This is a genomic window from Pseudomonas sp. fls2-241-TYG-175, from assembly GCF_030209155.1.
Lineage (GTDB): Bacteria > Pseudomonadota > Gammaproteobacteria > Pseudomonadales > Pseudomonadaceae > Aquipseudomonas > Aquipseudomonas viridiflava.
This window is the reverse complement of record NZ_JARVSO010000029.1, coordinates 1-26,774: the sequence shown is the minus strand read 5'-3', so window position 1 is coordinate 26,774 and position 26,774 is coordinate 1. Positions and strand designations below refer to the sequence as shown.

Here is a 26,774-nt window from a genome sequence, read left to right as displayed (position 1 = left end):
CGGAAATAGGCCGTGGATAGTATCAGACAATCAAAACGACGCAAGCGAACCTTTGCACCGGTCGTCTGCTAAGATCGCCCATCCCCCACGACCGACACAGGGAAACACCGCGTGCCCGACGCCATCCTGCGCCTTGCCCTGCCCTCGCCGCTTCGCCGCCTGTTCGATTACCGCGCCCCCGCTGGCGTGTCGCGCAGTGCCCTGCAGCCCGGCATGCGGTTGCGAGTGCCATTTGGTCGGCGGGAAATGATCGGCATTCTGGTCGAGGTCGTGGATCACAGCGAAGTACCCGCTGAAAAATTGAAACCGGCCATTGCCTTGCTGGACAGCCAGGCGCCACTGCCTCCTGCGCTGTTCAAGCTGTGCCTGTGGACGTCCCAGTATTATCAGCACAGCCTGGGCGACACCTTGAGCTGGGCGTTGCCGGTGTTGCTGCGTCAGGGCGAACTGGCCGAAACCCGCCAGGAACGCTTCTGGCACGTATCACCCGGCGCCAGCGTCGACGACTCGCGCATCGCCCGCGCGCCCAAGCAGCGCGAAGCCCTGACCACCCTCGCCCAGCATCCCCATGGCGTAGCGCATCAACTGCTCAGCAAGCTGATGCTTAATAAAGACAGCCTCAACCTGTTGCTGGCCAAGGAACTGGTGTACGTCGAAGTGCGCAGCCACGCGCCCAGTGCGCGACATGAACACTGGCTGGCCCAGCCGGAATTGCCGCTCAACACCGAACAGCGCGCCGCCTATGAGGCCATTCGCGCCGGGTTCGACAGCTTCCACGCCTTTCTGCTGGCGGGCGTGACGGGCAGCGGCAAGACCGAAGTCTATCTGCAGTTGATCCGCGAGACGCTGGAAGCCGGCAAGCAGGCGCTGGTACTGATTCCGGAAATCAACCTCGGGCCGCAGACCCTGGCGCGTTTCGAACAGCGCTTCAATGCACGTATTGCGCTGGTGCATTCGGCGGTCAACGACCGTGAGCGACTGGACGCCTGGCTGGCGGCGCGCGATGGCGAAGCCGACATTATTATCGGCACCCGTTCGGCGCTGTTCACGCCCATGAAGAACCCGGGCCTGATCATCATCGACGAAGAGCACGACGGTTCCTATAAACAGCAGGAAGGTCTGCGCTATCACGCACGCGATCTGGCGCTGGTGCGCGCCCGTCAGGAAAACATCCCGATTGTGCTCGGTTCGGCGACGCCATCGCTGGAAAGCCTGCACAACGCCTACACCGGTCGTTACGGCCTGCTGCGCCTGAATCAACGCGCCGGTGGCGCACAACAACCGCGTTTTCTGCGCCTGGACGTAAAGAGTCGTCCACTGGACAGTGGTATCTCCGGGCCGATGCAACAGGCCATCGGCCAGACGCTCGCGGCAGGCCAGCAAGTGCTGGTGTTCCTCAACCGCCGTGGTTTTGCACCGACCTTGCTGTGCCACGATTGTGGCTGGATGTCCGGCTGCCAGCGCTGCGATGCGCGCATGACCGTGCACCAACGCTCAGGCGAGTTGCGCTGCCACCACTGCGGATACGTTGAACGAATCCCGCGTCAGTGCCCGTCCTGCGGCAAGGTGGATCTGCGACCGGTTGGTGCAGGCACCGAGCGCGCTGAAGAGCGCCTGGCGATTCTGTTTCCGGATTACCCGGTGCTGCGCGTCGATCGCGACAGCACCTCGCGCAAGGATGCGATGAACCAGCTGTTCGCGACCATCCAGCGCGGCCAGCCGTGCATTCTGGTGGGCACACAGATGCTCGCCAAAGGGCACCACTTCCCCCGCGTAACGCTGGTGTCCATTCTCGACGCTGACGGCGGCCTGTTCTCCGGCGACTTCCGGGCCAGCGAGCGCATGGCACAACTGATCGTGCAGGTCGCAGGGCGCGCAGGCCGGGCCGAAGAGCCGGGCAAGGTGATCATCCAGACGCACCTGGCCGACCATCCGCTGTTGATCCAGCTCACCGAACAGGGCTATTTCGCGTTCGCCGAGCAGGCCTTGAGCGAACGCCGCTCCGCCGGACTGCCGCCGTTCTCGCACCTGGCATTACTGCGCGCCGAAGCGCACAAGCCCGGGCAGGCCGAGGAGTTTCTGGATCAGGCTTGCAGTGAAGCCGAACGACTGCTGGCTGACATGAGCCTGGGCGGCATCGAACTGCTCGGCCCGGTGCCCGCCCCCATGGAGCGCCGCGCGGGACGTTATCGTGCGCAACTGCTGCTGCAGTCCAGCGCCCGCGCGCCGCTGCACAAATTGCTGAGCCAGTGGCTGATTGTCCTGGAGCAAATGCCCAGCGGCAGGCAGGTCCGGTGGTCGCTGGATGTGGATCCGGTGGATCTGTACTGAGCTATCCATGTAAATAAACACGGCTTTTGTGGGACGCGGCTGCACAGTTACGGGCCTGAAAACCAACACGGTTGGCAACACGGCTTGAGCAACGGATAATGCGGAGTTTTTCCACCCGCGCATCCAGGCGCCACCGCGCTTGCGGTCGAAGAGAGCATCATGAAAGACACCATTCGTCAGCTGATCCAACAAGCCCTGACCCGTCTCGTCACCGAGGGCGTCTTGCCAGAAGGGCTGACGCCGGCGATTCAGGTAGAGAACGCTCGCGACAAGACCCACGGGGACTTCGCCAGCAATATCGCGATGATGCTCGCCAAGCCTGCCGGGATGAAGCCGCGTGATCTGGCTGAAAAGCTGATTGCAGCGCTGCCCGCTGATGAGCAGGTCAGCAAGGTGGAGATCGCAGGCCCCGGCTTTCTGAATTTTTTCCAGAACACTCAGGCCCTGGCCGCGCGTCTGGACGCGGCCCTGGCGGACCCACAGCTTTCGGTGCGCAAGGCAGGCCCGGCGCAGCGTGTGGTGGTCGACCTGTCGGCACCGAACCTGGCCAAGGAAATGCACGTCGGCCACCTGCGCTCGACCATCATTGGTGACGGCGTAGCCAACGTCCTCGCTTTTCTGGGCGACACTGTCATTCGCCAGAACCATGTCGGCGACTGGGGTACCCAGTTCGGCATGCTGCTGGCGTATCTTCAGGAAAAACCGGCGACCAGCGACGAACTGTCTGACCTGGAAAACTTCTACCGCGCCGCGAAGCAGCGCTTCGACGAATCCGAAGAGTTCGCCGAGCGCGCTCGCGGGCTGGTGGTCAAGTTGCAGGGCGGCGATGCCGAGTGCCTCGCGCTGTGGAAACGCTTCAACGAGATCTCGCTGTCGCACTGCCAGAAGACCTACGAGCGCCTCAACGTCAATCTGACCCCGGCCGATGTCATGGGCGAAAGCGCCTATAACGATGATCTGGCCAATGTGGTCAGCGACTTGAAGGCCGCAGGCCTGCTGGTGGAAAGCAATGGCGCCCTGTGCGTGTTCCTCGATGAATTCCGCACCGCGGAAGACACGCCCCTGCCGGTGATCGTACAGAAAGCCGGTGGCGGCTATCTGTACGCCACCACTGACCTTGCCGCCATTCGTTATCGCAGCAAGGTGCTCAAGGCTGATCGCGCGCTGTACTTCGTCGACCAGCGTCAGGCGCTGCACTTCCAGCAAGTATTTGAAGTAGCGCGCCGCGCAGGCTTCGTTCACGAAGGCATGCAGCTGGAGCACATGGGCTTCGGCACCATGAACGGCGCCGACGGCCGTCCGTTCAAGACGCGCGATGGCGGTACGGTCAAGCTGATCGACCTGCTCGACGAAGCCGAAGAGCGTGCCTACACGCTGGTGAAAGAAAAGAATCCCGAGGTCGCGGAAGCCGAGCTGCGCAGCATCGCCAAGGCGGTGGGTATCAGCGCAGTGAAGTACGCCGACCTGTCCAAGCACCGCACCAGCGACTACAGCTTCAACTTCGACCAGATGCTGAGCTTCGAAGGCAACACCGCGCCTTACCTGCTCTACGCCTACACTCGCGTGTCTGGCGTATTCCGCAAGCTGGGCACGCCGTTCGACGCCAGCAAAGGCAAGATAGTGCTGGAAGCGCCACAGGAGCAGGAACTGGCGGCTCGCCTGGCGCAATTCACCGAAACCCTGAATAACGTCGCAGAAAAAGGCACGCCTCACGTACTCTGTGCTTACCTGTATGACCTTGCGGGTCTGTTTTCGAGCTTTTACGAAAACTGCCCGATCCTTGGTGCCGAAAATCCCGATCAGCAGCAGAGCCGCCTGCGTCTGGCAGCGTTGACCGGTCGCACCCTCAAGCAAGGCCTGGATCTGTTGGGTCTGGAAACTCTGGAGCGTATGTAAGTTGGCAGTTGCGAAGAAGAAACCGGCACCCAAGCGCGGCGCCAGCCGTTATCAGGCACCCGCGAAGAAGCCGATTCCAGGATGGCTGTGGCTGGTCATTGGTGTCACCGTCGGGGCATTCGTTGTCTTTCTGATGAAGCTCGAACCCGGCGGCGATGACATCAAGCGCGTCAAGGCTGACGCCAAGGCGGCAAAAATCGCCGAGGCGAACAAGACGCCACCGAGCCCGACGGCGCCGGTCAAACCCAAGTATGACTTCTACACCTTGCTGCCTGAGTCGGAAGTGATCGTGCCGAACGAAGCGGTTCCTGAAAAGACACCGCCTGCGGTCGCGCCGACGGCCCCGGTTACGCCGGAGCAAGCCGCCAAGATCGACACGGCCCGTGCCCAGGCTGCGCTCAGCGGTCTGACGCCACCGCCAGCGCCTCCGGTCGCGGCAACCAAACCGGCTGCGGTGACCACGTTCTTCCTGCAGGCGGGTTCGTTCCGCAAGCAGGCCGATGCTGAAAAAGTCCGTGCGCAGATCATCCTGCTGGGCCAGACGGCAACGGTCGAATCCGGCACGGTGAAAGACGAAACCTGGTACCGCGTACTGGTCGGTCCGTTCAGCAACCGCGAACAACTGACCACGGCCCAGAAACAACTGGCGGGTGGTGGATTTAGTAACCTGTTGTTGCAGCAGCGCCAGAGCCGGTAAGGCGCGCACCAATAGTCGATAGTTCGCATGCGGAGCGCTCATCGTTATACACAAGTCTGCCTCGACACTGATCGATGATCGTTCCCACGCTCTGCGTGGGAATGCCTTCCAGGACGCTCCGCGTCCGCTCTCGAATGCGGCGCAGATGTGTGCCAAGCTCCAGCGTTATCCACGTCATTCGCTCGGCTCACTGAGTCAGCAATCTGTGCCATTTGTGACGCGGAGCGTCACGGGAGGCATGCCCACGCGAAGCGATGGGCACGATCAGTGTTGAGAAAGCCATTCATCCCCAACGGTTGAAATACCCGACCCCACCCCCATATGAGTCTGCATCAGGGCATTTTCGCCCCGCTGCGTGGAGACTCTCCCCTTGACCACCATCGTTTCAGTGCGCCGTCACGGCAAAGTCGTCATGGCTGGCGACGGCCAGGTTTCCCTGGGCAATACCGTCATGAAAGGCAACGCAAAGAAAGTCCGTCGCCTGTACCACGGCGAAGTGATTGCCGGGTTCGCTGGCGCTACCGCCGATGCATTCACGCTGTTCGAGCGCTTCGAAGGCCAACTGGAAAAACACCAGGGTCATCTGGTGCGGGCAGCCGTCGAACTGGCCAAGGACTGGCGCACCGACCGCTCGCTGAGCCGTCTGGAGGCCATGCTGGCCGTCGCCAACAAGGACGCCTCGCTGATCATCACCGGCAACGGCGATGTCGTCGAACCGGAAGACGGTTTGATCGCGATGGGCTCCGGCGGTGCATTCGCTCAGGCCGCCGCACGCGCCCTGCTGCTCAAGACCGATCTGTCGGCACGCGAAATCGCGGAAACCTCCCTGCACATCGCAGGCGACATTTGCGTGTTTACCAACCACAACATCACCATTGAGGAGCAGGACCTCGCCGAATAAGCCGCTCTCGGCTTGTTTGCGCTAGAGGACCGTCAATCATTATGTCCATGACTCCCCGCGAAATCGTCCACGAACTCAACCGCCATATCATCGGCCAGGACGATGCCAAGCGCGCCGTTGCGATTGCCCTGCGCAACCGCTGGCGCCGCATGCAGCTCCCTGAAGAGCTGCGCGTCGAAGTGACGCCGAAGAACATTCTGATGATCGGCCCGACCGGTGTCGGCAAGACCGAAATCGCCCGTCGTCTGGCCAAGCTCGCCAACGCGCCGTTCATCAAGGTCGAAGCGACCAAGTTCACTGAAGTCGGCTATGTCGGCCGCGATGTCGAGTCGATCATCCGTGATCTGGCCGACGCTGCGATCAAGCTGCTGCGCGAGCAGGAAATCGTCAAGGTTCGCCATCGTGCCGAAGATGCGGCCGAAGATCGCATTCTTGATGCCCTGCTGCCACCGGCCCGTGTCGGCTTCAACGAAGACCCGGTGCAGACCAACGATTCCAACACTCGCCAGCTGTTCCGCAAGCGCCTGCGTGAAGGTCAGCTGGATGACAAGGAAATCGAGATCGAGATCAACGAAGCCGTAGGCGTCGATATCTCCGCGCCACCCGGCATGGAAGAGATGACCAACCAGCTTCAGAGCCTGTTTGCCAATATGGGCAAGGGCAAGAAGAAGAGCCGCAAGCTCAAGGTCAAGGAAGCGCTCAAGCTGGTCCGTGAAGAAGAAGCGGGCCGTCTGGTCAACGATGAAGAGTTGAAGGTCAAAGCGCTGGAAGCCGTCGAGCAGCACGGTATCGTGTTCATCGACGAGATCGACAAGGTGGCCAAGCGCGGCAATTCCGGTGGCGTGGACGTGTCCCGCGAAGGCGTTCAGCGCGACCTGTTGCCGCTGATCGAAGGCTGTACGGTGAACACCAAGCTGGGCATGGTCAAGACCGACCACATCCTGTTCATCGCCTCCGGTGCATTCCACCTGAGCAAGCCGAGCGATCTGGTGCCCGAGCTTCAGGGTCGTCTGCCGATTCGCGTCGAGCTCAAGGCCCTGTCGCCGCAGGATTTCGAACGCATCCTCAGCGAGCCGCACGCATCGCTGACCGAGCAGTATTGCGCGCTGCTCAAGACCGAAGGCCTGAACATCGAATTCAAGCCCGAAGGCATCAAGCGTCTGGCGGAAATCGCCTGGCAGGTCAACGAGAAGACCGAGAACATCGGTGCCCGCCGCCTGCACACGCTGCTTGAGCGCCTGCTTGAGGAAGTGTCGTTCAGCGCAGGCGACATGGCCTCCAGCCCTGACGCTGCGCCGATCGCCATCGACGCCGATTACGTCAACAGTCACCTGGGCGAGTTGGCCAAGGACGAAGATTTGTCGCGTTACATTCTGTAAGCCTGCCAGACTGCACAGGGGCGCCGAAAAGCGCTCCTGTGCATGCATCGCCTTGAACATCGAAACCGGAATCCATGAGCCCAATCCCCAGCGCCATTCAGTTGCACAAGGCCTCGAAGACCCTGACGCTCAAATACGCGTCCGGTGAGGAATATCACCTGCCTGCCGAGCTGCTGCGGGTGCATTCTCCCTCAGCCGAGGTTCAGGGCCACGGCAAACCGATTCTGCAACACGGCAAACTGAATGTAGGCCTGACGAAAGTCGAGCCGGCCGGGCAATACGCGCTGAAACTGACCTTCGACGATGGTCATGACAGCGGCCTGTTCACCTGGGAATACCTCCACGAACTGGCCGTGCGTCAGGAAGCCTTGTGGGCGGACTATCTTCAGGAGCTGGAAAAAGCCGGCAAGTCCCGCGACCCCTCCGAGCACGTCGTCAAACTCATGCTTTGACCCGCAAAACCCCGCCCCAGCCGCTCTGGCACGCCATCTGCCGTTTTAGGACGCGCTTTCTAATCGAATTTGTTTCAATGTTCCGCGCAGCGGCTAATGACTGACGCCGCTTGCGATTTTTTGAAATCTCGCGTAACCAATGGCATTGGCAATTTCCTCCGTATCGATCCGATGCGCAGACGCGGTATGCAAGGAGTGGTTACACGAAGCGCAGCTGTTCAGATGCCTTCGCGGTAGCCTGCGTGAAAATCGGGAAATTGGCTGCCAAGCCATCTTAGGTCACACGAGCAGTAGTACCGGCTATTCGCCTGTGTCACTGGTTCACAGGGAAGTAGTTGCGGTACTCGTCTCAGGACAACGGAGCGTCGTAGATGAGTAACACGAAAGACGATGACCTGCAGCGCCAGGCCTCTGAACACACCTTGAATCTCAATCCGGTGGTGGGCTTGCGTCGCAAGGACCTACTGACCACCGCACGCATGGTGCTACGCCAGGCCATCAGACAACCGATCCACAGCCTCAAGCATGTCGCTCATCTGGGTACCGAACTCAGAAAGGTGGTGTTCGGCAAATCCGCTCTGCAGCCGTCCCCGGACGATCGACGCTTTGCCGACCCGGCCTGGAGCCAGAACCCGCTGTATCGCCGTTATCTGCAGACCTACCTTGCCTGGCGCAAGGAGCTGCATGACTGGATTGGCGGCAGCAATCTCACCCCGCAGGACGTCAGCCGTGCTCACTTTGTGATCAATCTGATGACCGAAGCCATGTCGCCCACCAACTCGGCCGCCAACCCGGCTGCGGTAAAGCGCTTCTTCGAGACCGGCGGCAAAAGCCTGCTCGACGGCCTGTCACACCTCGCCAAAGACCTGGTGCACAACGGTGGCATGCCCAGCCAGGTGAACATGGACGCGTTCGAGGTGGGCAAGAACCTCGGTACGACCGAAGGCGCGGTGGTGTTTCGCAACGATGTGCTGGAGCTGATCCAGTACAAGCCGATCACCGAACAGGTCCACGAAAAGCCACTGCTGGTGATTCCGCCGCAGATCAACAAGTTCTACGTCTTCGATCTGAGCCCGGAAAAGAGCCTGGCGCGCTTCTGTCTGCGCAGCAATGTGCAGACATTCATCATCAGCTGGCGCAACCCGACCAAGGCTCAGCGCGAGTGGGGCCTGTCGACCTACATCGAGGCGCTGAAAGAAGCCGTGGACGTAGTCCTGGCGATCACTGGCAGCAAGGACCTGACCGTGTTGGGCGCCTGTTCCGGCGGCATCACCTGCACCGCCCTTCTGGGCCATTACGCAGCCCTCGGCGAGCAGAAGATCAACGCCATGACCCTGCTGGTCAGCGTGCTGGATACCACGCTGGACACCGATGTCGCCCTGTTCGTCGATGAGCAGACGCTGGAAACTGCCAAGCGTCATTCGTATCAGGCGGGCGTGCTGGAAGGCCGGGACATGGCCAAGGTGTTCGCGTGGATGCGACCCAACGACCTGATCTGGAATTACTGGGTCAACAACTACCTGCTCGGCAATGAACCGCCGGTCTTCGACATCCTGTTCTGGAACAACGACACCACACGCCTGCCAGCAGCCTTTCACGGCGACCTGATCGAGATGTTCAAGAACAACCCGCTGACTCGCCCGAACGCGCTGGAAGTCTGTGGCACACCGATCGACCTGAAACAGGTGACCACCGATGTGTTCTGTCTGGCAGGCACCAATGACCACATCACGCCGTGGCCGTCCTGCTACAAGTCCGCGCGTCTGTTCGGCGGCAAGACCGAGTTCGTGCTGTCCAGCAGCGGGCACATCCAGAGCATTCTCAACCCGCCGGGCAATCCCAAGTCGCGCTACATGACCAACACCGAGTTGCCAGCCACGCCAGACGAATGGCAGGAAAACGGTACCAAGCACACAGACTCGTGGTGGCTGCACTGGCAGGCCTGGCAGACCGAGCGTTCGGGCAAGCTCAAGAAAGCGCCCACAACACTTGGCAATAAAACATTCCCGGCAGGCGAAGCGGCACCCGGCACCTACGTTCACGAACGCTAGACTCAAGGAAGAAGGCACGCTGCCGTTCACTATGGAAGTGACCGGCAGCGCTCGTTAGGCGAATGACAGACGTACGATCTGGTCGAAACGCAGGACAGCTTTCCCAGCGGTTTAACCAACAGGGCTTTGCGCATGCCTCAACCGTTTGTATTTCGCTCCATCGACCTGGACGGTCACACCATTCGCACCGCTGTGCGGCCCGGCAAGAGCCATTTGACGCCGCTGCTGATATTCAATGGCATCGGAGCCAACCTCGAGCTGGTATTTCCGTTCGTCGACGCGCTGGACCCGGATCTGGAAGTCATCGCGTTCGACGTGCCAGGGGTCGGCGGCTCCTCCACACCCAAACGTCCCTACCGCTTTCCGGGCCTGGCGAAGCTGGCCGCGCGCATGCTCGATTATCTGGATTACGGGCAAGTGAACGCGATTGGCGTGTCGTGGGGCGGTGCGCTGGCTCAGCAGTTCGCCCATGACTACCCCGAGCGCTGCAAGAAACTGGTGCTGGCCGCGACTGCGGCCGGTATGGCGATGGTGCCCGGTAAGCCGCGGGTGCTGTGGCTGATGGCGAGTCCGCGCCGGTACATCCAGCCGTCGCACGTGATCCGTATCGCACCGGAAATCTATGGTGGTGCGTTCCGTCGTGACCCTCATCTGGCGGCCAACCATGCGGCGAAGGTCCGCTCATCCGGCAAGCTCGGTTACTACTGGCAGCTGTTCGCAGGCATGGGCTGGACCAGCATCCACTGGCTGCACAAGATTCATCAACCCACCCTGGTGCTGGCGGGCGACGACGATCCATTGATCCCGTTGGTCAATATGCGCCTGTTGGCTTGGCGGATACCCAATGCCCAGCTACACATAATCGATGACGGGCATTTGTTCCTGATCACTCGAGCCGAAGCCGTGGCTCCCATCATCATGAGTTTTCTGCAACAGGAACGACAACGCGCAGTCATGCACCCGCAACCTGTACCTCCCAGAGCGCGCTGAATCCGTCCGTCACGGTCGAAGGCACTGGAACGCTTCGCGAACAAAAAAGCTTCACCGACTGCGCCAGAGACAGGAGTGTCGAACCGCGCAGAACGACGCAGGCCGCCGCGACGGGGCCTGCGCCAGTCCATGAGTTGATGGCTTGACGAAGGAGTGTTGCCCTCATGCAAGAAAAACCCACGAAGGTTGCCGAAATGACGCCGGCCACCTTCATCAACGTGCAAAGCGCCGTGACCGGCCTGCGCGGACGCGATCTGTTTTCTACCCTGCGCAGTGTCGCCACCCAAGGCTTGCGCCATCCCTTTCGCAGCGCCCGCCACGCCCTGGCGCTGGGCGGTCAGTTGGGGCGCGTGATGCTGCTGGGCGAGACGCCGCATCCGCCCAACCCGCGCGACAGCCGTTTCGCCGACCCGACCTGGAGCCTCAACCCGCTGTACCGTCGTGGCTTGCAGGCTTATCTGAGCTGGCAGCACCAGGTCAAACGCTGGATCGATGACTGCGACCTGTCGAAGGATGACCGGGCAAGGGCGCACTTTCTGTTCAACCTGCTCAACGATGCCCTGTCGCCAACCAACACCCTGCTCAATCCGCTGGCGGTCAAGGAGCTGTTCAATTCCGGCGGCACCAGCCTGATCAAGGGTCTGAGCCACATGGCCGATGATCTGCTGCACAACAACGGCTTGCCCAGCCAGACCACCAAAGACGCGTTTGAAATCGGTCGGACTGTGGCGGCAACACCCGGCGCAGTGGTGTTTCGCAACGAGATGCTTGAGCTGATCCAGTACAAGCCGATGAGCGAAAAGCAGTTCAGCCGACCGATGCTGATTGTCCCGCCGCAGATCAACAAGTACTACATCTTCGACCTGAGTCCCGGTAACAGCTTTGTGCAGTACGCACTCAAGAATGGCCTGCAGACCTTCGTGATCAGTTGGCGCAACCCGGACGTGCGGCATCGGGAATGGGGTTTGTCCAGTTACGTGGAAGCGACCGAAGAAGCGATGAATGTGTGCCGGGCAATCACCGGTGCCCGTGAAGTGAACATGATCGGAGCCTGCGCCGGTGGCCTGACCATCGCTGCGCTGCAGGGCCACTTGCAGGCCAAGCGCCAGATACGGCGAGTGGCAAGCGCGACCTACATGGTCAGCCTGCTGGACAGCCAGATCGAAAGCCCGGCCACGCTGTTCATCGATGAAGAAGCACTGGAGGCCGCCAAACGTCGCTCCTATCAGCGCGGTGTACTGGAGGGCAGCGACATGAGCCGGGTATTCGCCTGGATGCGGCCCAATGACCTGATCTGGAGTTACTGGGTCAACAACTACCTGCTGGGCAAGGCACCACCGCCGTTCGACATTCTGTACTGGAACAACGACACCACGCGTCTGCCAGCCGCGCTGCATGGCGACCTGCTGGATTTCTTCAAGCACAACCCGCTCAGCCATCCGGGCGGACTGGAGGTCTGCGGTACGCCTATCGATCTGCAGAAAGTCACAGTGGACAGTTTCAGCGTCGCCGGCATCAACGACCACATCACGCCTTGGGATTCGGTCTATCGCTCGACCCTGCTACTGGGCGGCGAGCGTCGTTTCCTGCTGTCCAACAGTGGTCACGTGCAGAGCATCCTCAACCCGCCGGGCAATCCGAAAGCCAATTACGTAGAGAACGGCAAGCTCAGCGGCGACCCGCGCGCCTGGTATTACGACGCCCAGAACCACGAAGGCAGCTGGTGGCCTGAATGGCTGACCTGGATTCAGGAGCGTTCCGGCAGTGAGCGCGAGACCCGCATGGAACTGGGCAACGCCAAGTACCCGCCGATGGAAGCCGCGCCGGGCACCTACGTGCACATGCGCTGATGGCCTGACCTGAAGGGGCCACCCTGTGCGGTGCGCCCCTTGCCTCCTGATGACTTTGGATTCTCGAACAAGAAGACTGGATGAAAACCCGCGACCGTATCCTCGAATGTGCGCTGACGCTATTCAATCAACAGGGCGAACCCAACGTCTCGACGCTGGAAATCGCCAACGAAATGGGCATCAGCCCTGGCAATCTGTACTACCACTTTCACGGCAAGGAGCCGCTGATTCTGGGTCTGTTCGAACGCTTCCAGGCCGAACTCGCCCCTCTGCTCGACCCGCCCGCCGACGCAAGGCTCAGTGCCGAAGACTACTGGATGTTCCTGCACCTGATCGTCGAGCGCCTGTCGCACTATCGATTTCTGTTTCAGGACCTATCCAACCTCGCCGGACGCCTGCCCAAGCTGGCGCGTGGCATCCGCAACCTGCTCAACTCGCTCAAACGCACCCTGGCCTCACTGCTGGCCCGCCTGAAATCCCAGGGCCAACTGGTCAGCGAAACCCAGGCGCTGGGGCAACTGGTGGAACAGATCACCATGACCCTGCTGTTCTCGCTGGACTACCAGCGCATTCTTGGCCGTGAAGGCGACGTGCGGGTGGTGGTGTACCAGATCATGATGCTCGTCACCCCGCACCTGCTGCCCACCTCGAGGCAGGCAGCCGAGCAGATTGCGATGGAGTATCTGGGGCGGTGAGAGGCGACATCGTCACAGCCTTCATCCTTCATCCGAGCAGAACATAAAGGCATCCGCAAAAAAGCCAGGCACATGTCACGCGGCGGCCTTCGTATTATAAACAGCGGTACCTTGAATGCCTGTTTCGAGGGAAGGCGGTCGAACGTTCACGCTTCAAAAAACTGATTAAACATAAAAGAATCAGACGACGCCATGCATGAAAAACTCGACGGGCACTTTAAAGAATTCTGCAAAGCCTTTTATCTGAGCAACCGTCATTTTCCTCTTGTTGTTCAGTATCTCGGAAACAGCACTTTGAGTGGCAACACCTGACAAATCCTTCTGTCTGACTCCCCTGTCCGAAATCAGGAAAGCCAGTGCTTCCGCCTGAGATGAGTAAGGAATCAAAACGGTTTCAGTCTCGTACTCATACACACGCTCGGCCACCAGCTCCGCAAAGCGCGCGGCTGCGTGATCTTCACTGTCTGCATGAGAGTAAAGCTCATCGATCAGCGCCATCCGCCCCTTCAAGTCAGTGTCACTCTTGACGGGATCATGACAGGCAGCCAATAACTGGGCCATCGTTGCTATCTGATCGCTTAAGCCATCAAGCATCGGTGAAATGTTAGCGATGAAGGAATCCAGCCCAGTGGCTCCGTTCTTATCATGCTTCATTGCGTCACCTATAATTACGTTATACATAAATAGAACCGATCGTCCTGATCAACTACTTAACGTCACTCTTGCACCACTTGTCATAACCGGCGTGGGGCAGAATATCCTTTATATAAATAGTGCCATTCCGGGTATTAATCCACGCAATAATCCGGCACTCATTTTTCTTGATGTCGAAGACATACACATCAAGAGGCCCTTTAACGCTCGGCTGTCTCAGCTTCGAGCAGGGAATTCGGTCAATGTTCCATCCAGAAGCGGTGACCCAGGTATCTCGAAGCTGCTCGAAGGACTCAAAGCGCAGAGTCGCCCTGTCAAAGGTGGTCAGCCACAAACTCAGTGCCGCCTTCCACTGACCATGAGCTTCGATGGCTTTCGCAACCGTCGTTTTTGCTATTACCCGCATGTCTTCAAGTCTTCGGCATCCCTACACGAGAGCATTTTTATCTCAAATACAGATATCTGTCAAACAGATATCCACTGTAGAGCCAAACACCTCTTTCAGGTTTGGCCGATAGCTATATTTCCCGCCAACAAAAAGCCCGACCTGCTGAGCAGGTCGGGCCTTGGCGTTTCCGGTCTTCTTACGAAGGCTGGTTGGCGGGTGCTTCCGGTGGAGGCGTTGGCGCGGCAGCCGGTTTCGGGCTGTCTGCCGTGGCCGAAGCGGCAGGCTTGGGCGCGGCCTTTTTGGCTGCCGGCTTTCTCGGCGCAGCCGGTTTGGCGGCTGGCTTGGCGGCATCCTTGGCCTTGCTGGCCGTTTTCGACGCCGCTTTCTCGGCAGCATCAAGCGGCTTGGCGGCCGCCTTTCTGGCCGCAGGCTTGGCCGCTGCTGCTTTATCCGCAGCCTTGTCCGCTGTCTTGGCGACGGTTTTGGCCGCTGCTTTCAGCGGTTTGGCCGTGGTCTTCGGAGCAGGCTTGGGCGCGGCAGCAGCGCGCGGCGCAACCGGACGAGCCTTGGCGCCGGTCAGTTGCTCGATCTGCTGAGTCAACTGATCGACCTTGCTGTGCAGTGCCTGGACTTCGTTACGGCTCGGCACACCCAGACGCGAAATGGCGCTGTTCAGACGCTTGTCGAACGCACCTTCCAGTTCGTTCCACTTGCCCAAAGCCATATCCTTGACATCACCGACGCGAGACTTGGCCGCCTTGGTGGTGTCCTTGACTTCGTCGATCTGTTTCTGCGCTTCGGCCTTGGTCTGCTTCTCAGCCTTTTCGCCGTCTTTTACCAACGTCTCGAAAAGCTTACTGCCGTCATTGCTTATCTTGGAGTAAGCGCCTAAACCAGCCAGCCAGATTTGGCGAGAGTACTTCTCAACCTCGCCAATCCAGGAGCTGCCTTCTTTCTCTACCTTTTTCTTGCCAGCCATCCTGCTCTCCTTATTGTCCAGGCTCGGAACGTTCGAGTCGTTTAGGCTCAGAGCGTTCGAGCTTCTTGGGCCCGACACGTTCAAGCAATGCCGTCAGCTCATCGAGCTTAGCAGAGAGCGTGTCAACATCATGTTTAGACGGGATGCCAATCCGGTTCAAGGCCTTTGCGACGCGGCGGTCGAAAGCACTTTCGATTCGGTCGAGTTGCGCTTCGACGCGCCCCTTGGCATCGGATACTTCGCCCTTGATCGAGTCCATTTCGCTGTTCGCGGCTTCAAGCTTTTCATCCAGGGCTTTTTTGGCTTCTTTCTCAGTCTGCTCGCCGGTCTTGATCAGCTCTTTGACGTACTGCGTACCTTCCTCGTTGACCTTGGCGTAGGCGCCCAGGCCCGCCAGCCAGATCTTGCGGGCATATAGCTTGACGTCGGAAAAGGTGGAAGCCTGTTCGTCTTCGATTTTTTTCCTGGTGGTAACTCTGGCCATGGTGCACCTCATGCTCGAAAGTTGAAGGAACCGCCCCACAGGGGCATGAGCTCAAAGCTACGGAGAAAAATTAGAATGCTCACCCTAGGGTGAAAGGAAAGGAGCAGAGCCCGGCGGCCTGCTGAGCCCCGACAAACGGGGCATTACGACTCGGACAGTCTCAGGCAGCCAGTGCCTTGTCCAGCACACGCTCGACCTCGGATTTGATCGAGCCGCTCATGGTCGACAGGATGAAGTTCAGGTCGATATTGATGCGAATCAGCTCGTCCTCGACCTCTACCTTGCCCTTGGCGCCCTTGCCTTCGAGTTTCACGGTGTCGCCTACCCACTCATGGGCCAGGCCATACCGGTCGGCCAGCTTTTCCACCAACTGCTCGGCCTTCTCGCGAGCCTGCTCCCGGCCCAGGGAATGAGGGCGCTCAACAGTTATCTTCGCCATGAGAGTGTTCCTTGATGATCGTATGAAATGCGGCGCAACTATATACACCCGTCTGCATCCAAGAAAGCGTTGGCGGTGAGCCTTGTCAAGACAAAGCCAGCCTTGACGATTAGAATGGCCCGCAATCTATTCCGGTGAAGCGATATGAACGATCAGCGCAAAGGCAGCGATGCCGAACCTACGACTCACTTCGGTTACAAAAATGTACCGGAAAGCCAGAAGGCAGAAAAAGTCGCTGAGGTATTCCACTCGGTAGCGGCCAAGTACGACCTGATGAATGACCTGCTGTCCGGCGGCATGCACAGGCTCTGGAAACGCTTTGCCATCGAACTCTCGGGCGTTCGTACCGGCAACCGCGTGCTCGACATCGCGGGCGGCACGGGCGACCTGACCCGCAAGTTCTCCAGCCTCGTCGGCCCGACCGGCCACGTGGTACTGGCCGACATCAACGCCTCAATGCTCAAGGTCGGCCGCGACCGCCTGCTCGACCTGGGCGTTGCCGGCAATGTGGAATTCGTCCAGGCCGATGCTGAAAAGCTGCCGTTCCCGGACAACCATTTCGACTGCGTGACCATCGCCTTCGGCCTGCGCAACGTGACGCACAAGGAAGACGCCCTGCGCTCCATGCTGCGCGTCCTCAAGCCCGGCGGTCGCCTGCTGGTGCTGGAGTTTTCCAAGCCGACCAACAAGCTGATGTCCAAGGCCTACGACGCCTATTCCTTTGCGTTCATGCCGTTCATGGGCAAGCTGGTGACCAACGATTCGGAAAGCTACCGCTACCTGGCCGAGTCGATCCGCATGCACCCCAATCAGGAAACCCTGAAGTCGATGATGGTAGAAGCCGGTTTTGACCGCGTGACCTATCACAACATGACCTCGGGCATTGTTGCCCTGCACCGCGGTATCAAACCGTAATGTTGCTTCGGGGGCTGCTCGCCAGCGTCGAGCACGGTATCAACCGCGTGTTGCGTCTGGACAGCACGGCGCTGCCGCGTCTGGCGCGGTTGTCCGGCCATGTGATCAAGATCGATTGCCGCGATCCGTCCCTGAAAATCTACATTCTGCCCAGCGACGAGGGCCTGCTGTTGGCCCCTGAGTGGGCCGCCGATGCCGACTGCACCCTTCGTGCTCCGGCGTCGAGCCTGCTGCGTCTGGCCCTGAGCAAGGACAAGACGGCCGTGCTGCACGGTCCTGAAGTTGAGCTGGATGGCGACAGTGGTGTACTGCTGGAACTGGTCGGGATCCTCCAGGACCTTGAGCTGGACTGGGAACACGAGCTGTCCCGCTGGCTGGGTCCTGTGGCCAGCCAACTGCTCAGCGGCCATTTACGCAATAGTACCCGCTGGACGCGTGATAGTGTGGCGAGCCTGAGCCAGAACGCGGCCGATTACTTCAGCGAAGAGTCGCGCACCCTGGTCGGCAAACATGAAGCCGAAGCCCGCTTTGCCGAACTCGACCAGATCAAGCTCGATCTGGAACGCCTTGAGGCGCGTTTTGCGCGCCTTGCCCGATCCCTCAATTCCAGCGATAACGCATGAAGCTGCTTGCCGTCCGCCGTCTGTTTCGCATTCAACGTGTCGTTATTCGCTACCGCCTCGATGACCTGTTGTTCGCCCTGCCCCTGCCGTGGTGGATGCTGGCAGTTCGTTTTGTGCTGCCGTGGCGTTGGCTGCCGCGCAGCAAATCGGAGCTGAGCCGTGGCGCACGCTTCCGTCTGGCCTTGCAGGATCTCGGGCCGATCTTCATCAAGTTCGGCCAGCTGCTTTCGACCCGGCGCGACCTGTTGCCCGAGGACATTGCCGACGAACTGATGCTGTTGCAGGACCGCGTACCGCCGTTCGACCAGAATCTGGCCATCAAGCTGATCGAAGAACAGCTTGGCGCGAAAATCTGCGACGTGTTCAGCCGCTTCGATGAAACACCCTTGGCGTCGGCTTCGGTCGCGCAGGTACACGCCGCTCGTCTGAAGACCGGCGAAGAGGTTGTCGTCAAGGTGGTGCGTCCCGGCCTGAAACCAATCATCGGCCAGGATCTGGCGTGGCTGTTCATCCTGGCCCGTACCGCCGAGCGCGTATCAGCCGATGCGCGATTGCTGCACCCGGTGCAAGTGGTGATGGACTACGAGAAAACCATCTACGACGAACTGGACCTGCTGCGCGAAGCCGCCAACTCCAGCCAGTTGCGCCGCAATTTCGAAGGCTCCGAGCTGTTGTACGTGCCGCAGGTCTACTGGGACTGGTGCCGCCCGAAAGTGCTGGTCATGGAACGCATCTACGGCGTTCAGGTGACCGATCTGGCGACACTGGCCGATCAGCGTACCGACATGAAACTGCTCGCCGAGCGCGGAGTGGAAATCTTTTTCACGCAGATCTTCCGCGACAGCTTCTTTCACGCCGACATGCACCCAGGCAACATCTTCATCAGCACGGTCAGCCCCTGGAGCCCGCAGTACATCGCCATCGACTGCGGCATCGTCGGCAGCCTGACACCGGAAGACCAGGACTATCTGGCCCGCAACCTCTTCGCTTTCTTCAAGCGCGATTACCGTCGCGTGGCGCAATTGCATATTGATTCAGGCTGGGTGCCGGCCGAAACCAAGCTCAATGAGTTTGAGGCGGCGATCCGCACCGTGTGCGAGCCGATCTTCGAGAAGCCCCTCAAGGACATTTCCTTCGGGCAGGTGCTGATGCGCCTGTTCCAGACCGCACGCCGCTTCAACATGGAGGTCCAGCCACAGCTGGTCCTGCTGCAAAAGACCCTGCTCAACATCGAAGGTCTGGGTCGCCAGCTGTACCCAGAGCTTGACCTCTGGAGCACCGCGCAGCCCTATCTGGAACGCTGGATGCGCGAACGCGTCAGCCCCAAGACACTGGTGAGCAATCTGCAATCGCAGGTCGAGCAGTTGCCGCACATCGCCAACATGACCCGCGACCTGCTGGAGCGTCTGTCCCGCCCGCACGCTTCCGACCCGCCTAACCCATGGCGCGAGAACAGGGACGGCTGGGCCTTGCGACTGATTGGCTCGGCCTTGCTGGCCGGTGGTGTCATACAGGGCTGGGTGATCAGCGAAGCCGGCACGCAACTGCCGACACTTGCGGCCTGGCCCGCGGCGATCATGCTCATTGCCGGGCTGTATCTGATCGTTCGCCGATAGCCAGCAGCGCATGGCGCTGGCACACTGTTCAACCCGCCGGGCCTCAAGTCCGGCTGCCGGAGTAGATATGAAAGACTGGCTGGACGAGATTCACTGGAACAGCGACGGTCTGGTGCCTGCAATCGCTCAGGACCACAAGACCGGTCGCGTACTGATGATGGCCTGGATGAACCGCGAGGCCCTGAGTCTGACGGCGTCCGAGAATCGTGCAATCTATTGGTCGCGTTCGCGTGGCAAACTCTGGCGCAAAGGTGAAGAATCGGGTCATGTGCAAAAACTGCATGAACTGCGCCTGGACTGTGATGCCGACGTCGTCATCCTGATGGTCGAGCAGATCGGCGGCATCGCGTGCCACACTGGCCGTGAAAGTTGCTTCTACCGAGTGTATGAAAATTCAGGCTGGAAGACCGTCGACCCGGTCTTGAAAGATCCTGATGCTATTTACCATGCAGGCCATTGAACATGACTGATACGCTGTCCCGCCTGGCCGAGGTGCTGGAATCACGCAAGGATGCCGCTGCCGACAGTTCCTATGTCGCCAGCCTGTATCACAAGGGTTTGAACAAGATTCTGGAAAAACTTGGCGAGGAATCGGTTGAAACCATCATTGCCGCCAAAGACGCTGCCGTCAGCGGTGATTGCAGCGACGTGATTTATGAAACGGCTGACCTGTGGTTCCACAGCATGGTCATGCTTGCGGCACTGGGTCAGCATCCACAGGCCGTGCTCGATGAACTGGACCGCCGGTTCGGGCTGTCCGGTCATGCGGAAAAAGCCGCCCGCACAGCAGACTGACTGCCTTCCCCTTTCGAGCTTGAAGAATCTTCTACGAGGACTGTTTCATGGGTATTTTTGACTGGAAACACTGGATCGTCATCCTGATCGTCGTGGTACTGGTTTTCGGTACCAAGAAACTCAAGGGTCTGGGCACTGATGTCGGCGAATCAATCAAGGGCTTTCGCAAGGCCATGAACGACGACGAAAAAAACGCTGATCAAGCTTCTGCGCAACCACAGCCTCAACCTCAGACTCAACAACCGTATACCGCGCCTCAGGGCTCGCCTCTGAACCAGCCGCATACCATCGATGCGCAGGCGCACAAAGTCGAAGAGCCGACCCGCAAAGACCAGGTTTAAGACCATGTTCGGTATCAGCTTCTCTGAATTGCTGTTGATCGGCCTCGTGGCCCTGCTGGTGCTCGGCCCCGAGCGACTGCCCGGCGCAGCACGCACCGCAGGCCTGTGGATAGGCCGACTGAAGCGCAGCTTCAATGCGATCAAACAGGAAGTTGAACGTGAAATCGGTGCCGACGAAATCCGTCGGCAGTTGCACAACGAGCACATTCTTTCGCTGGAAGATGAAGCGCGCAAAATGTTCGCTCAGCAACAGCACCCTGAAGTGGCCTACGAGCCGATCGTTCCGCCGACCGCGCCGCAGGCTGCCCAGCCAGCATCGCATCACGAGATCGGCCCGGCAGAGCCTGCCGACAAGGCACCGCTGACGCTTGAGAAAACCGCGAAACCTGCCGCCGACACGACACCGGACGTCACGCCCTCTCCCGCCCACGATTCGTCATTGCCACCGCGAGCCCCATGAGCGCAGATACCCCGGAAAACGATCAGCAAATGCCGCTGATCTCGCACCTCACCGAGCTGCGTACACGCCTGCTGCGCTGCGTTGCCGCAGTGTTTCTGATCTTTGCCGGTCTGTTTTACTTCACGCAGAAGATCTACACGCTCGTGTCCGCGCCGCTGCGGGTCTATCTGCCGGAAGGCGCGACGATGATCGCCACCGACGTGGCCTCGCCGTTCATCACGCCGTTCAAGCTGACCATGATGGTGGCGCTGTTCCTGTCCATGCCGGTCATCCTGCATCAGATCTGGGGCTTCATCGCGCCTGGCCTGTACAAGCATGAGAAGCGCGTGGCGATTCCGTTGCTGGTGTCGAGCATCATCCTGTTCTACGCAGGCATGGCATTCGCCTACTTCCTGGTTTTCCCGCTGATCTTCCACTTCTTCGCCAGCGTGACGCCGGAAGGCGTGTCGATGATGACCGACATCGCCAGTTACCTCGACTTCGTGATGACGCTGTTCTTCGCCTTCGGCGTGGCGTTCGAGATTCCCGTGGCCGTGGTGCTGCTGGTCTGGATCGGCATCGTAGACGTGAAGTACCTGAAGAAAATCCGCCCGTACGTGGTCATCGGCTGCTTCGTGGTCGGCATGATCCTCACCCCGCCTGACATCTTCTCGCAGACCCTGCTCGCCGTGCCGATGTGGCTGCTGTTCGAACTGGGCGTGCTGTGCAGCGGACTCATCAAGAAACGCGGTGAGCACCCGGACGATGAAGAACAGGAAGCCGACAAGCAAGACCAGCCGCCCGCGACTCAGCCGTGAACCTGCTGCTTCTCGAAGAGGCCGACTTTATTGCGGCCGACCGGGTGGTGCTGCGTGACCGTCGCCTCACGCACATGCAGGAAGTGCATCGGGCCGAGGTCGGCGACAGTATGCGGGTCGGTCGCGTCAATGGCCTGCTGGGCACCGCCGAAGTGCTTCGCCTTGAACCGCGTGAAGCCGAGCTGCGGGTCTCGTTGAACAGCGAGCCGCCTGCAAAGCTGCCCCTTACCCTGCTGCTCGCCCTTCCTCGCCCAAAAATGCTGCGCAGAGTGTTTCAGACTGTCGCGACCATGGGCGTTCCGAAAGTCATCCTGCTCAACAGCTACCGAGTGGAAAAAAGCTTCTGGCAAACGCCGTTTCTCGAGCCTCACGCAATTCGTGAACAGCTGATTCTGGGGCTGGAGCAGGCCCGCGACAGCGTGCTGCCGGAAATCGTGATCGAAAAACGTTTCAAGCCCTTCGTCGAAGACCGTCTGCCGCAACTGGCGCTGAATACTCTGGGGCTGGTCGGCCATCCCGGTGACTACCCGGACTGCCCGCGCGCTGTCACCGAACCGGTCACCCTCGCCATCGGCCCCGAAGGCGGCTGGATTCCCTACGAAGTCGACCTGCTGGGCAAATCCGGCCTGCAGCCGGTGCAACTGGGCGACCGTATTCTGCGGGTTGAAACCGCTGTCACTGCACTCCTCGCACGACTGTTCTGATTCAAATCGCGGTATCCCGCTCAATCGCTTCAGTTACGTCATGACTGGCCGATAGGGATGGATACGCACAAGAATGAGTCATCGAGGAGTGGTCATGTATCGCGGGTTAACTCAAAGTCTCGCCAACGCGAGTGTCAGCTTGAAATTGGCCATCGGCTTCGGTCTGGTGCTGATCATGACCCTGATGATCTCCACGACCGCCTGGTTCAGCACCGACGCCCTGATTGATCGTGGGGATCGCGTAACGGCGATTGCCGAAATCAATGAGCTGACCCTGCAGCTGCGCATCAACCGCATGCGCTACGAAGCGCTGTACAACGCGGAGACTGCCACTGACGTCAAAGCCAACCTTGATCAACTCGACGCCGCCCTCCAGAGCGCCAGAAACCTGCTGCGGTCTCCGGAAAACATTCAGTTGATCGATGGGCAGATACAGGCGACGCGCGAATACCGTCAGTCGTTCGACGACATGACCAAGGCCATCGGAGTGCGTGAAGGCAGTCGCAGCCAGATGGGCGACAACGCCGACAAGGCCGTGGAGCAGGCAAACAAGATCGAAGCGGCGCTGCTCAAGGAAGACAACATCCTGGCCTTCAATGGCATCGTGGGTGTCAGCAAGCTGATCCAGCAGGCACGTTTTCAGGTTCGCGGCTACACCTACAGCGGCAAACCGGAATTCGAGAAGAACGCCAACCAGGCCATCGATGACGCAGTCACCGGTATCAATACCCTGGCAGGCGATGTGTCCTCAGAGTTCGCACCGACCTTGCAACAAGCCATCGCAGGCCTGAAAGGCTACCGCGCTGCGGTGGGCGTATACCGGGACTCGCAGGCTGCCAGCAAGGCCGCGCTGGAGAAAATGACCGCTCTGGGCGTGAAAATGCTGGCCACCAGCACTGAGATGATCGAGCGCCAGAACAAAAGCCGTGACGCAGAAAGTGACCACGCCGTCATGATGATTATTGCAGCCACCGTTCTGGCGCTGCTGCTCAGCGTACTGGCGGCATGGATCATCACCCGTCAGATCACCACGCCGCTGCAGGAAACCCTGGAAGTGGTGGAGCGCGTCGCCGCTGGTGACCTGAGCCGCAACCTCAACGTGAATCGCAAGGACGAACTGGGCAAGCTGCAAAGCACCATTCAGCGCATGACCGTCAGCCTGCGCGAGCTGGTCGGCGGTATCCGCGATGGCGTCACCCAGATTGCCAGCGCTGCCGAAGAGTTGTCAGCGGTTACTGAACAGACCAGCGCTGGCGTCAACAACCAGAAGGTCGAGACCGATCAGGTTGCGACCGCCATGCACGAGATGACGGCCACCGTGCAGGAAGTCGCTCGCAACGCCGAAGAAGCCTCCGAAGCAGCTGTCGCGGCCGATCAGCAGGCACGCGAAGGTGAGCGCGTGGTCAACGAAGCCATCGCCCAGATCGAACGTCTGGCGTCGGCGGTCGGTAACTCAAGCGAAGCCATGGGCGCGCTGAAGCAGGAAAGCGAGAAGATCGGCAGCGTGCTGGATGTGATCAAATCCGTCGCCCAACAGACCAACCTGCTGGCCTTGAACGCCGCCATCGAGGCCGCACGCGCCGGTGAAGCCGGCCGCGGCTTTGCCGTGGTCGCCGACGAGGTGCGCAGCCTGGCACAGCGCACTCAGAAATCCACCGAAGAGATCGAAGCCCTGATTGTCAGCCTGCAGAGCGGAACGCAACAGGCGGCCAGCGTGATGGACAGCAGCCGCGAGCTGAGTGCCAGCAGCGTGGACCTGACGCGCCGCGCAGGTGGCTCGCTGGAAAATATCACCAAGACCGTCTCGGCGATTCAGTCTATGAACCAGCAGATCGCCGCTGCCGCCGAGCAACAGAGCGCCACGGCGGAAGAAATCAACCGCAGCATCATCAACGTGCGCGACGTGTCGGAACAAACGTCCGCTGCCAGCGAAGAAACCGCCGCATCCAGTATCGAGTTGGCGCGGCTGGGTACTCATCTGCAGACGCTGGTGAGCCGCTTTACCGTCTGATTGCACCGAGGCCATTTCCGCGCCCGTTGAACGGTGCGGAGATGCCCGGCCTTGTCATTGAGTGACGCCCGTCACTGTACCGATCGACTCGGAAATCTCCTACGACCTGTTCAGGTCACGCGATTCAACTCCTCGCCGATGCGTTCATAACGCAGGTTCTGTGCTGTTCAGGATCTGGTTTCGTTCGCATAACGCAGGAGCATTTCAATGCCTGGAAGGATCACTCACACGCTCGGCAACCTGAGCGTCAAACTCAAACTGGCACTCGGTTTTGGCCTGGTACTGCTGTTGACGCTGGCGATCACGCTGACCGGCTGGCATGGCCTGGACACGATGATCGATCGTTCAGAATCGCTCTCCGCAATCGACCGGCTCAACAGCCTGACCAAGGACTTGCGCACCGAGCGGATCGTCGCCCGAGTGGAAAATACCCCGGAGAACGTATCCAGAGTCGTCGACCGACTTAATGAGATCGAAGCCCTCCTGGCCTCGCTGCGCAAACAGAGCGACGAAGCTGACGCTCTTGCCAGCCTCGAGTCCCAGAGCCAACTGATCAGCCTTATGGAAAAGACCTTCACCGACCTGGGGGCCGATCGTGAAGCACGCGATCAGATGCGCGCCCGACTTGATCAGAAGTCCGAGCAAGCGGTAAACGCCGTAACGCAGGTAGAGAAGGAAGTGCTCAAGGCGGTCAGTCAGGAGCAGGACAACGGTGAGCGGATGGACGAGTTCACCAACCTCTCGCAACTCAAGCATCAGATTCAGATTGCCCGTTATCAGGTGCAGGCCTACACCTTCACCGGCAAGGAGGCTGATGAGAGCGCAGCTGTGACCGCAATTGATGAAGCGCTCAAGGAAATGCAGCAAATCTCGCAGGATCAGGCGGATGAAAATATTCAGGCGCTGGTGCCTGCCAATGAGGCCTTGCAGCAGTATCGGGAGCAGCTGACCCGGTTCAAGGTCATCCAGGTCAAGACCGAGGCAGGTCAGGAAATGCTGGAGGATCTGGGTGACAAGATGCTCAACGCTGTCGCAGAACTGAGCACCCTGCAAGGTACACGGCGCGACAGCGAGGCGGACAGCTCCAGAAAAACCCTGTCCGGCGTTGCTGCGCTGGCCTTATTGGTCGGCCTGCTGGCCGCCTGGATCATGACTCGGCAGATTACCGAGCCTTTACGTCAGACGCTGATCGCTGCCGCCCGGATCGCCCAGGGCGATTTGAGCAAGGACCTTGAAACCGGACGCCGCGACGAGCTGGGGCAACTGCAGAACAGCATGCAAGCCATGACGCTGAGCCTGCGAGAGCTGATTGGCGGCATCGGCGACGGCGTCTCGCAGATTGCCAGCGCGGCCGAGCAACTGTCGGCCGTGACCGAACAGACCTGCATGGGGGTCAATACACAGAAAGACGAGACCGATCAGGTCGCGACCGCCATGAACGAGATGACTGCGACGGTTCAAGAGGTCGCCCGCAATGCGCAGGAAGCCTCGCAATCGGCGGCTCAGGCTGATCAGCAGGCGCAGGACGGAGATCGGGTTGTCGGCCAGGCCATTACCCAGATCGAGCAGTTGGCTCGCGAAGTCGTCAACTCGACTCAGGCGATGAATCAGCTCAAGCAGGAAAGCAGCAAGATCGTGGGGGTTCTTGACGTGATCAAATCGGTTTCCCAGCAGACCAACCTGCTGGCGCTGAACGCTGCCATCGAAGCCGCACGTGCCGGCGAGGCTGGCCGTGGCTTCGCGGTTGTGGCCGATGAGGTTCGCAGCCTGGCGCAGCGCACGCAGAAGTCCACAGAGGAAATCGAAGAGCTGATCGAGGCCCTTCAGACCGGCACTCAGCAGGTCGCCACCACGCTGGACAACAGCCGCAGCCTGACTGACAGCAGCGTCGAACTGAGCCGCCGGGCCGGTGGAGCGCTGGAGCAGATCACCCGCACCGTGGCCACCATTCAGCAGATGAACGAACAAATCGCCGCCGCCAGCGAGGAACAGAGCACCGTGGCCGAGCAGATCAACGCCAGTGTCATCAACGTGCGCGACATCTCTGAACAGACCGCCTCTTCCAGCAACGAGACCGCTGCCTCAAGCGTAGAACTGGCCCGCCTGGGCTCGCACCTGAAAGCGCTGGTGGGGAAATTCCGAGTGGAGTGATCGGCTGCCAGACCGGACGCGGAGCGTCCTGAGAGGCGTTACCACGCAGAGCGTAGGAACGATCAGTGTGAGGTTGATGATCGTGCCCATGCTCCGCGCTCATCGTTATACACAAATCGACCTGAAGGAATGCGGTACTGAAAGTGGGAGCGGACTTGTCCGCGAATACTGAGTT

General features: G+C 59.9%; 26 protein-coding genes and 1 pseudogene. 22 read left to right on the top strand and 5 right to left on the bottom strand.

The features are described 5' to 3' along the window. The first annotated feature begins 111 nt into the window (after positions 1-111). The 10 genes from QRN20_RS20175 to QRN20_RS20130 all read left to right on the top strand — a co-directional run bounded on the left by QRN20_RS20175 (position 112) and on the right by QRN20_RS20130 (position 13,242). The gene (locus QRN20_RS20175) at positions 112-2,331 is read left to right on the top strand and encodes a primosomal protein N' (protein WP_122417883.1); all 2,220 of its coding nucleotides are present in this window, start codon (positions 112-114) and stop codon (positions 2,329-2,331) included. Positions 2,332-2,490: 159 nt separating this feature from the next. Further along, positions 2,491-4,227 carry an arginine--tRNA ligase gene (gene argS, locus QRN20_RS20170; RefSeq protein ID WP_122434508.1) on the top strand — a complete coding sequence of 579 codons (1,737 nt, stop codon included), beginning with the start codon at positions 2,491-2,493 and terminating at the stop codon, positions 4,225-4,227. Between the two features lies 1 nt (position 4,228). Further along, positions 4,229-4,924 (top strand): SPOR domain-containing protein, encoded by a 696-nt coding sequence (locus QRN20_RS20165; RefSeq protein ID WP_004888232.1) that lies wholly within the window; start codon positions 4,229-4,231, stop codon positions 4,922-4,924. A 370-nt stretch (positions 4,925-5,294) separates the two neighbouring features. Next, positions 5,295-5,825 (top strand): ATP-dependent protease subunit HslV, encoded by a 531-nt coding sequence (hslV, locus tag QRN20_RS20160; protein ID WP_004882674.1) that lies wholly within the window; start codon positions 5,295-5,297, stop codon positions 5,823-5,825. A 41-nt stretch (positions 5,826-5,866) separates the two neighbouring features. After that, complete coding sequence (gene hslU / locus QRN20_RS20155) at positions 5,867-7,204, top strand: ATP-dependent protease ATPase subunit HslU (RefSeq protein ID WP_004882675.1); 1,338 nt, start codon at positions 5,867-5,869, stop codon at positions 7,202-7,204. A gap of 74 nt (positions 7,205-7,278) precedes the next feature. Continuing rightward, positions 7,279-7,656, top strand: a complete 378-nt coding sequence (locus tag QRN20_RS20150) for a gamma-butyrobetaine hydroxylase family protein (RefSeq protein WP_004882676.1) — start codon at positions 7,279-7,281, stop codon at positions 7,654-7,656. Positions 7,657-8,027: 371 nt separating this feature from the next. Beyond that, complete coding sequence (gene phaC, locus QRN20_RS20145) at positions 8,028-9,707, top strand: class II poly(R)-hydroxyalkanoic acid synthase (protein ID WP_004882677.1); 1,680 nt, start codon at positions 8,028-8,030, stop codon at positions 9,705-9,707. A 132-nt stretch (positions 9,708-9,839) separates the two neighbouring features. After that, a complete protein-coding gene (gene phaZ / locus QRN20_RS20140) occupies positions 9,840-10,697 on the top strand; it encodes a poly(3-hydroxyalkanoate) depolymerase (RefSeq protein ID WP_004882678.1) in 858 nt (285 codons plus the stop codon). 164 nt (positions 10,698-10,861) lie between these two features. Then, on the top strand, positions 10,862-12,547 hold the full coding sequence (phaC, locus tag QRN20_RS20135) for a class II poly(R)-hydroxyalkanoic acid synthase (protein ID WP_058430868.1): 1,686 nt from the start codon (positions 10,862-10,864) through the stop codon (positions 12,545-12,547). 80 nt (positions 12,548-12,627) lie between these two features. Next, positions 12,628-13,242, top strand: a complete 615-nt coding sequence (locus QRN20_RS20130) for a TetR/AcrR family transcriptional regulator (protein ID WP_058430867.1) — start codon at positions 12,628-12,630, stop codon at positions 13,240-13,242. Between the two features lie 180 nt (positions 13,243-13,422). Here the strand turns inward: QRN20_RS20130 and QRN20_RS20125 are convergent, their stop codons facing one another. The 5 genes from QRN20_RS20125 to QRN20_RS20105 all read right to left on the bottom strand — a co-directional run bounded on the left by QRN20_RS20125 (position 13,423) and on the right by QRN20_RS20105 (position 16,186). Next, positions 13,423-13,896 (bottom strand): helix-turn-helix domain-containing protein, encoded by a 474-nt coding sequence (locus QRN20_RS20125; RefSeq protein WP_029243148.1) that lies wholly within the window; start codon positions 13,894-13,896, stop codon positions 13,423-13,425. 52 nt (positions 13,897-13,948) lie between these two features. Further along, positions 13,949-14,302, bottom strand: coding sequence for a type II toxin-antitoxin system HigB family toxin (locus QRN20_RS20120; protein WP_063625668.1), 354 nt, complete (start codon positions 14,300-14,302; stop codon positions 13,949-13,951). A gap of 178 nt (positions 14,303-14,480) precedes the next feature. Continuing rightward, positions 14,481-15,263, bottom strand: coding sequence for a phasin family protein (locus tag QRN20_RS20115; protein WP_096767102.1), 783 nt, complete (start codon positions 15,261-15,263; stop codon positions 14,481-14,483). A gap of 10 nt (positions 15,264-15,273) precedes the next feature. Continuing rightward, entirely contained in the window at positions 15,274-15,747 is a 474-nt protein-coding gene (locus QRN20_RS20110) for a phasin family protein (RefSeq protein ID WP_029243151.1), read from the bottom strand. Between the two features lie 160 nt (positions 15,748-15,907). Further along, positions 15,908-16,186: a polyhydroxyalkanoic acid system family protein gene (locus tag QRN20_RS20105; protein WP_004882685.1), complete on the bottom strand. Its 279-nt coding sequence runs from the start codon at positions 16,184-16,186 to the stop codon at positions 15,908-15,910. Between the two features lie 144 nt (positions 16,187-16,330). Here QRN20_RS20105 and ubiE point away from each other — a divergent pair, with 144 nt between their 5' ends. From ubiE to QRN20_RS20050, 12 genes and pseudogenes are all read left to right on the top strand, one after another. Then, positions 16,331-17,101 (top strand): bifunctional demethylmenaquinone methyltransferase/2-methoxy-6-polyprenyl-1,4-benzoquinol methylase UbiE, encoded by a 771-nt coding sequence (ubiE, locus tag QRN20_RS20100; RefSeq protein ID WP_004882686.1) that lies wholly within the window; start codon positions 16,331-16,333, stop codon positions 17,099-17,101. After that, positions 17,101-17,724, top strand: a complete 624-nt coding sequence (locus QRN20_RS20095; RefSeq protein ID WP_285361057.1) for a ubiquinone biosynthesis accessory factor UbiJ — start codon at positions 17,101-17,103, stop codon at positions 17,722-17,724. Before ubiE ends, QRN20_RS20095 begins: the two co-directional genes overlap by 1 nt. Further along, the gene (gene ubiB, locus QRN20_RS20090; RefSeq protein ID WP_004882688.1) at positions 17,721-19,340 is read left to right on the top strand and encodes a ubiquinone biosynthesis regulatory protein kinase UbiB; all 1,620 of its coding nucleotides are present in this window, start codon (positions 17,721-17,723) and stop codon (positions 19,338-19,340) included. Before QRN20_RS20095 ends, ubiB begins: the two co-directional genes overlap by 4 nt. A gap of 67 nt (positions 19,341-19,407) precedes the next feature. Then, complete coding sequence (gene hisI, locus QRN20_RS20085; RefSeq protein WP_004882689.1) at positions 19,408-19,800, top strand: phosphoribosyl-AMP cyclohydrolase; 393 nt, start codon at positions 19,408-19,410, stop codon at positions 19,798-19,800. Positions 19,801-19,802: 2 nt separating this feature from the next. Further along, positions 19,803-20,135, top strand: coding sequence for a phosphoribosyl-ATP diphosphatase (locus tag QRN20_RS20080; RefSeq protein ID WP_004882690.1), 333 nt, complete (start codon positions 19,803-19,805; stop codon positions 20,133-20,135). Between the two features lie 47 nt (positions 20,136-20,182). Then, positions 20,183-20,476 (top strand): twin-arginine translocase TatA/TatE family subunit, encoded by a 294-nt coding sequence (locus QRN20_RS20075; protein WP_004882691.1) that lies wholly within the window; start codon positions 20,183-20,185, stop codon positions 20,474-20,476. Between the two features lie 4 nt (positions 20,477-20,480). Next, positions 20,481-20,936, top strand: a complete 456-nt coding sequence (gene tatB, locus QRN20_RS20070) for a Sec-independent protein translocase protein TatB (RefSeq protein ID WP_058430864.1) — start codon at positions 20,481-20,483, stop codon at positions 20,934-20,936. Next, positions 20,933-21,733, top strand: a complete 801-nt coding sequence (tatC, locus tag QRN20_RS20065) for a twin-arginine translocase subunit TatC (RefSeq protein WP_004882693.1) — start codon at positions 20,933-20,935, stop codon at positions 21,731-21,733. The genes tatB and tatC overlap by 4 nt, the downstream gene beginning before the upstream one ends. Continuing rightward, positions 21,730-22,437, top strand: a complete 708-nt coding sequence (locus tag QRN20_RS20060; protein ID WP_025993911.1) for a 16S rRNA (uracil(1498)-N(3))-methyltransferase — start codon at positions 21,730-21,732, stop codon at positions 22,435-22,437. The genes tatC and QRN20_RS20060 overlap by 4 nt, the downstream gene beginning before the upstream one ends. 73 nt (positions 22,438-22,510) lie before the next feature. Further along, positions 22,511-23,593 (top strand): annotated as a pseudogene (locus QRN20_RS26940) (methyl-accepting chemotaxis protein); the annotation flags it as partial. Then, positions 23,585-24,448, top strand: a complete 864-nt coding sequence (locus QRN20_RS26935; protein ID WP_449121666.1) for a methyl-accepting chemotaxis protein — start codon at positions 23,585-23,587, stop codon at positions 24,446-24,448. The pseudogene QRN20_RS26940 and the gene QRN20_RS26935, both read left to right, overlap by 9 nt. Before the next feature lie 207 nt (positions 24,449-24,655). Continuing rightward, the gene (locus QRN20_RS20050; RefSeq protein ID WP_122607000.1) at positions 24,656-26,599 is read left to right on the top strand and encodes a methyl-accepting chemotaxis protein; all 1,944 of its coding nucleotides are present in this window, start codon (positions 24,656-24,658) and stop codon (positions 26,597-26,599) included. Positions 26,600-26,774: the final 175 nt, after the last annotated feature.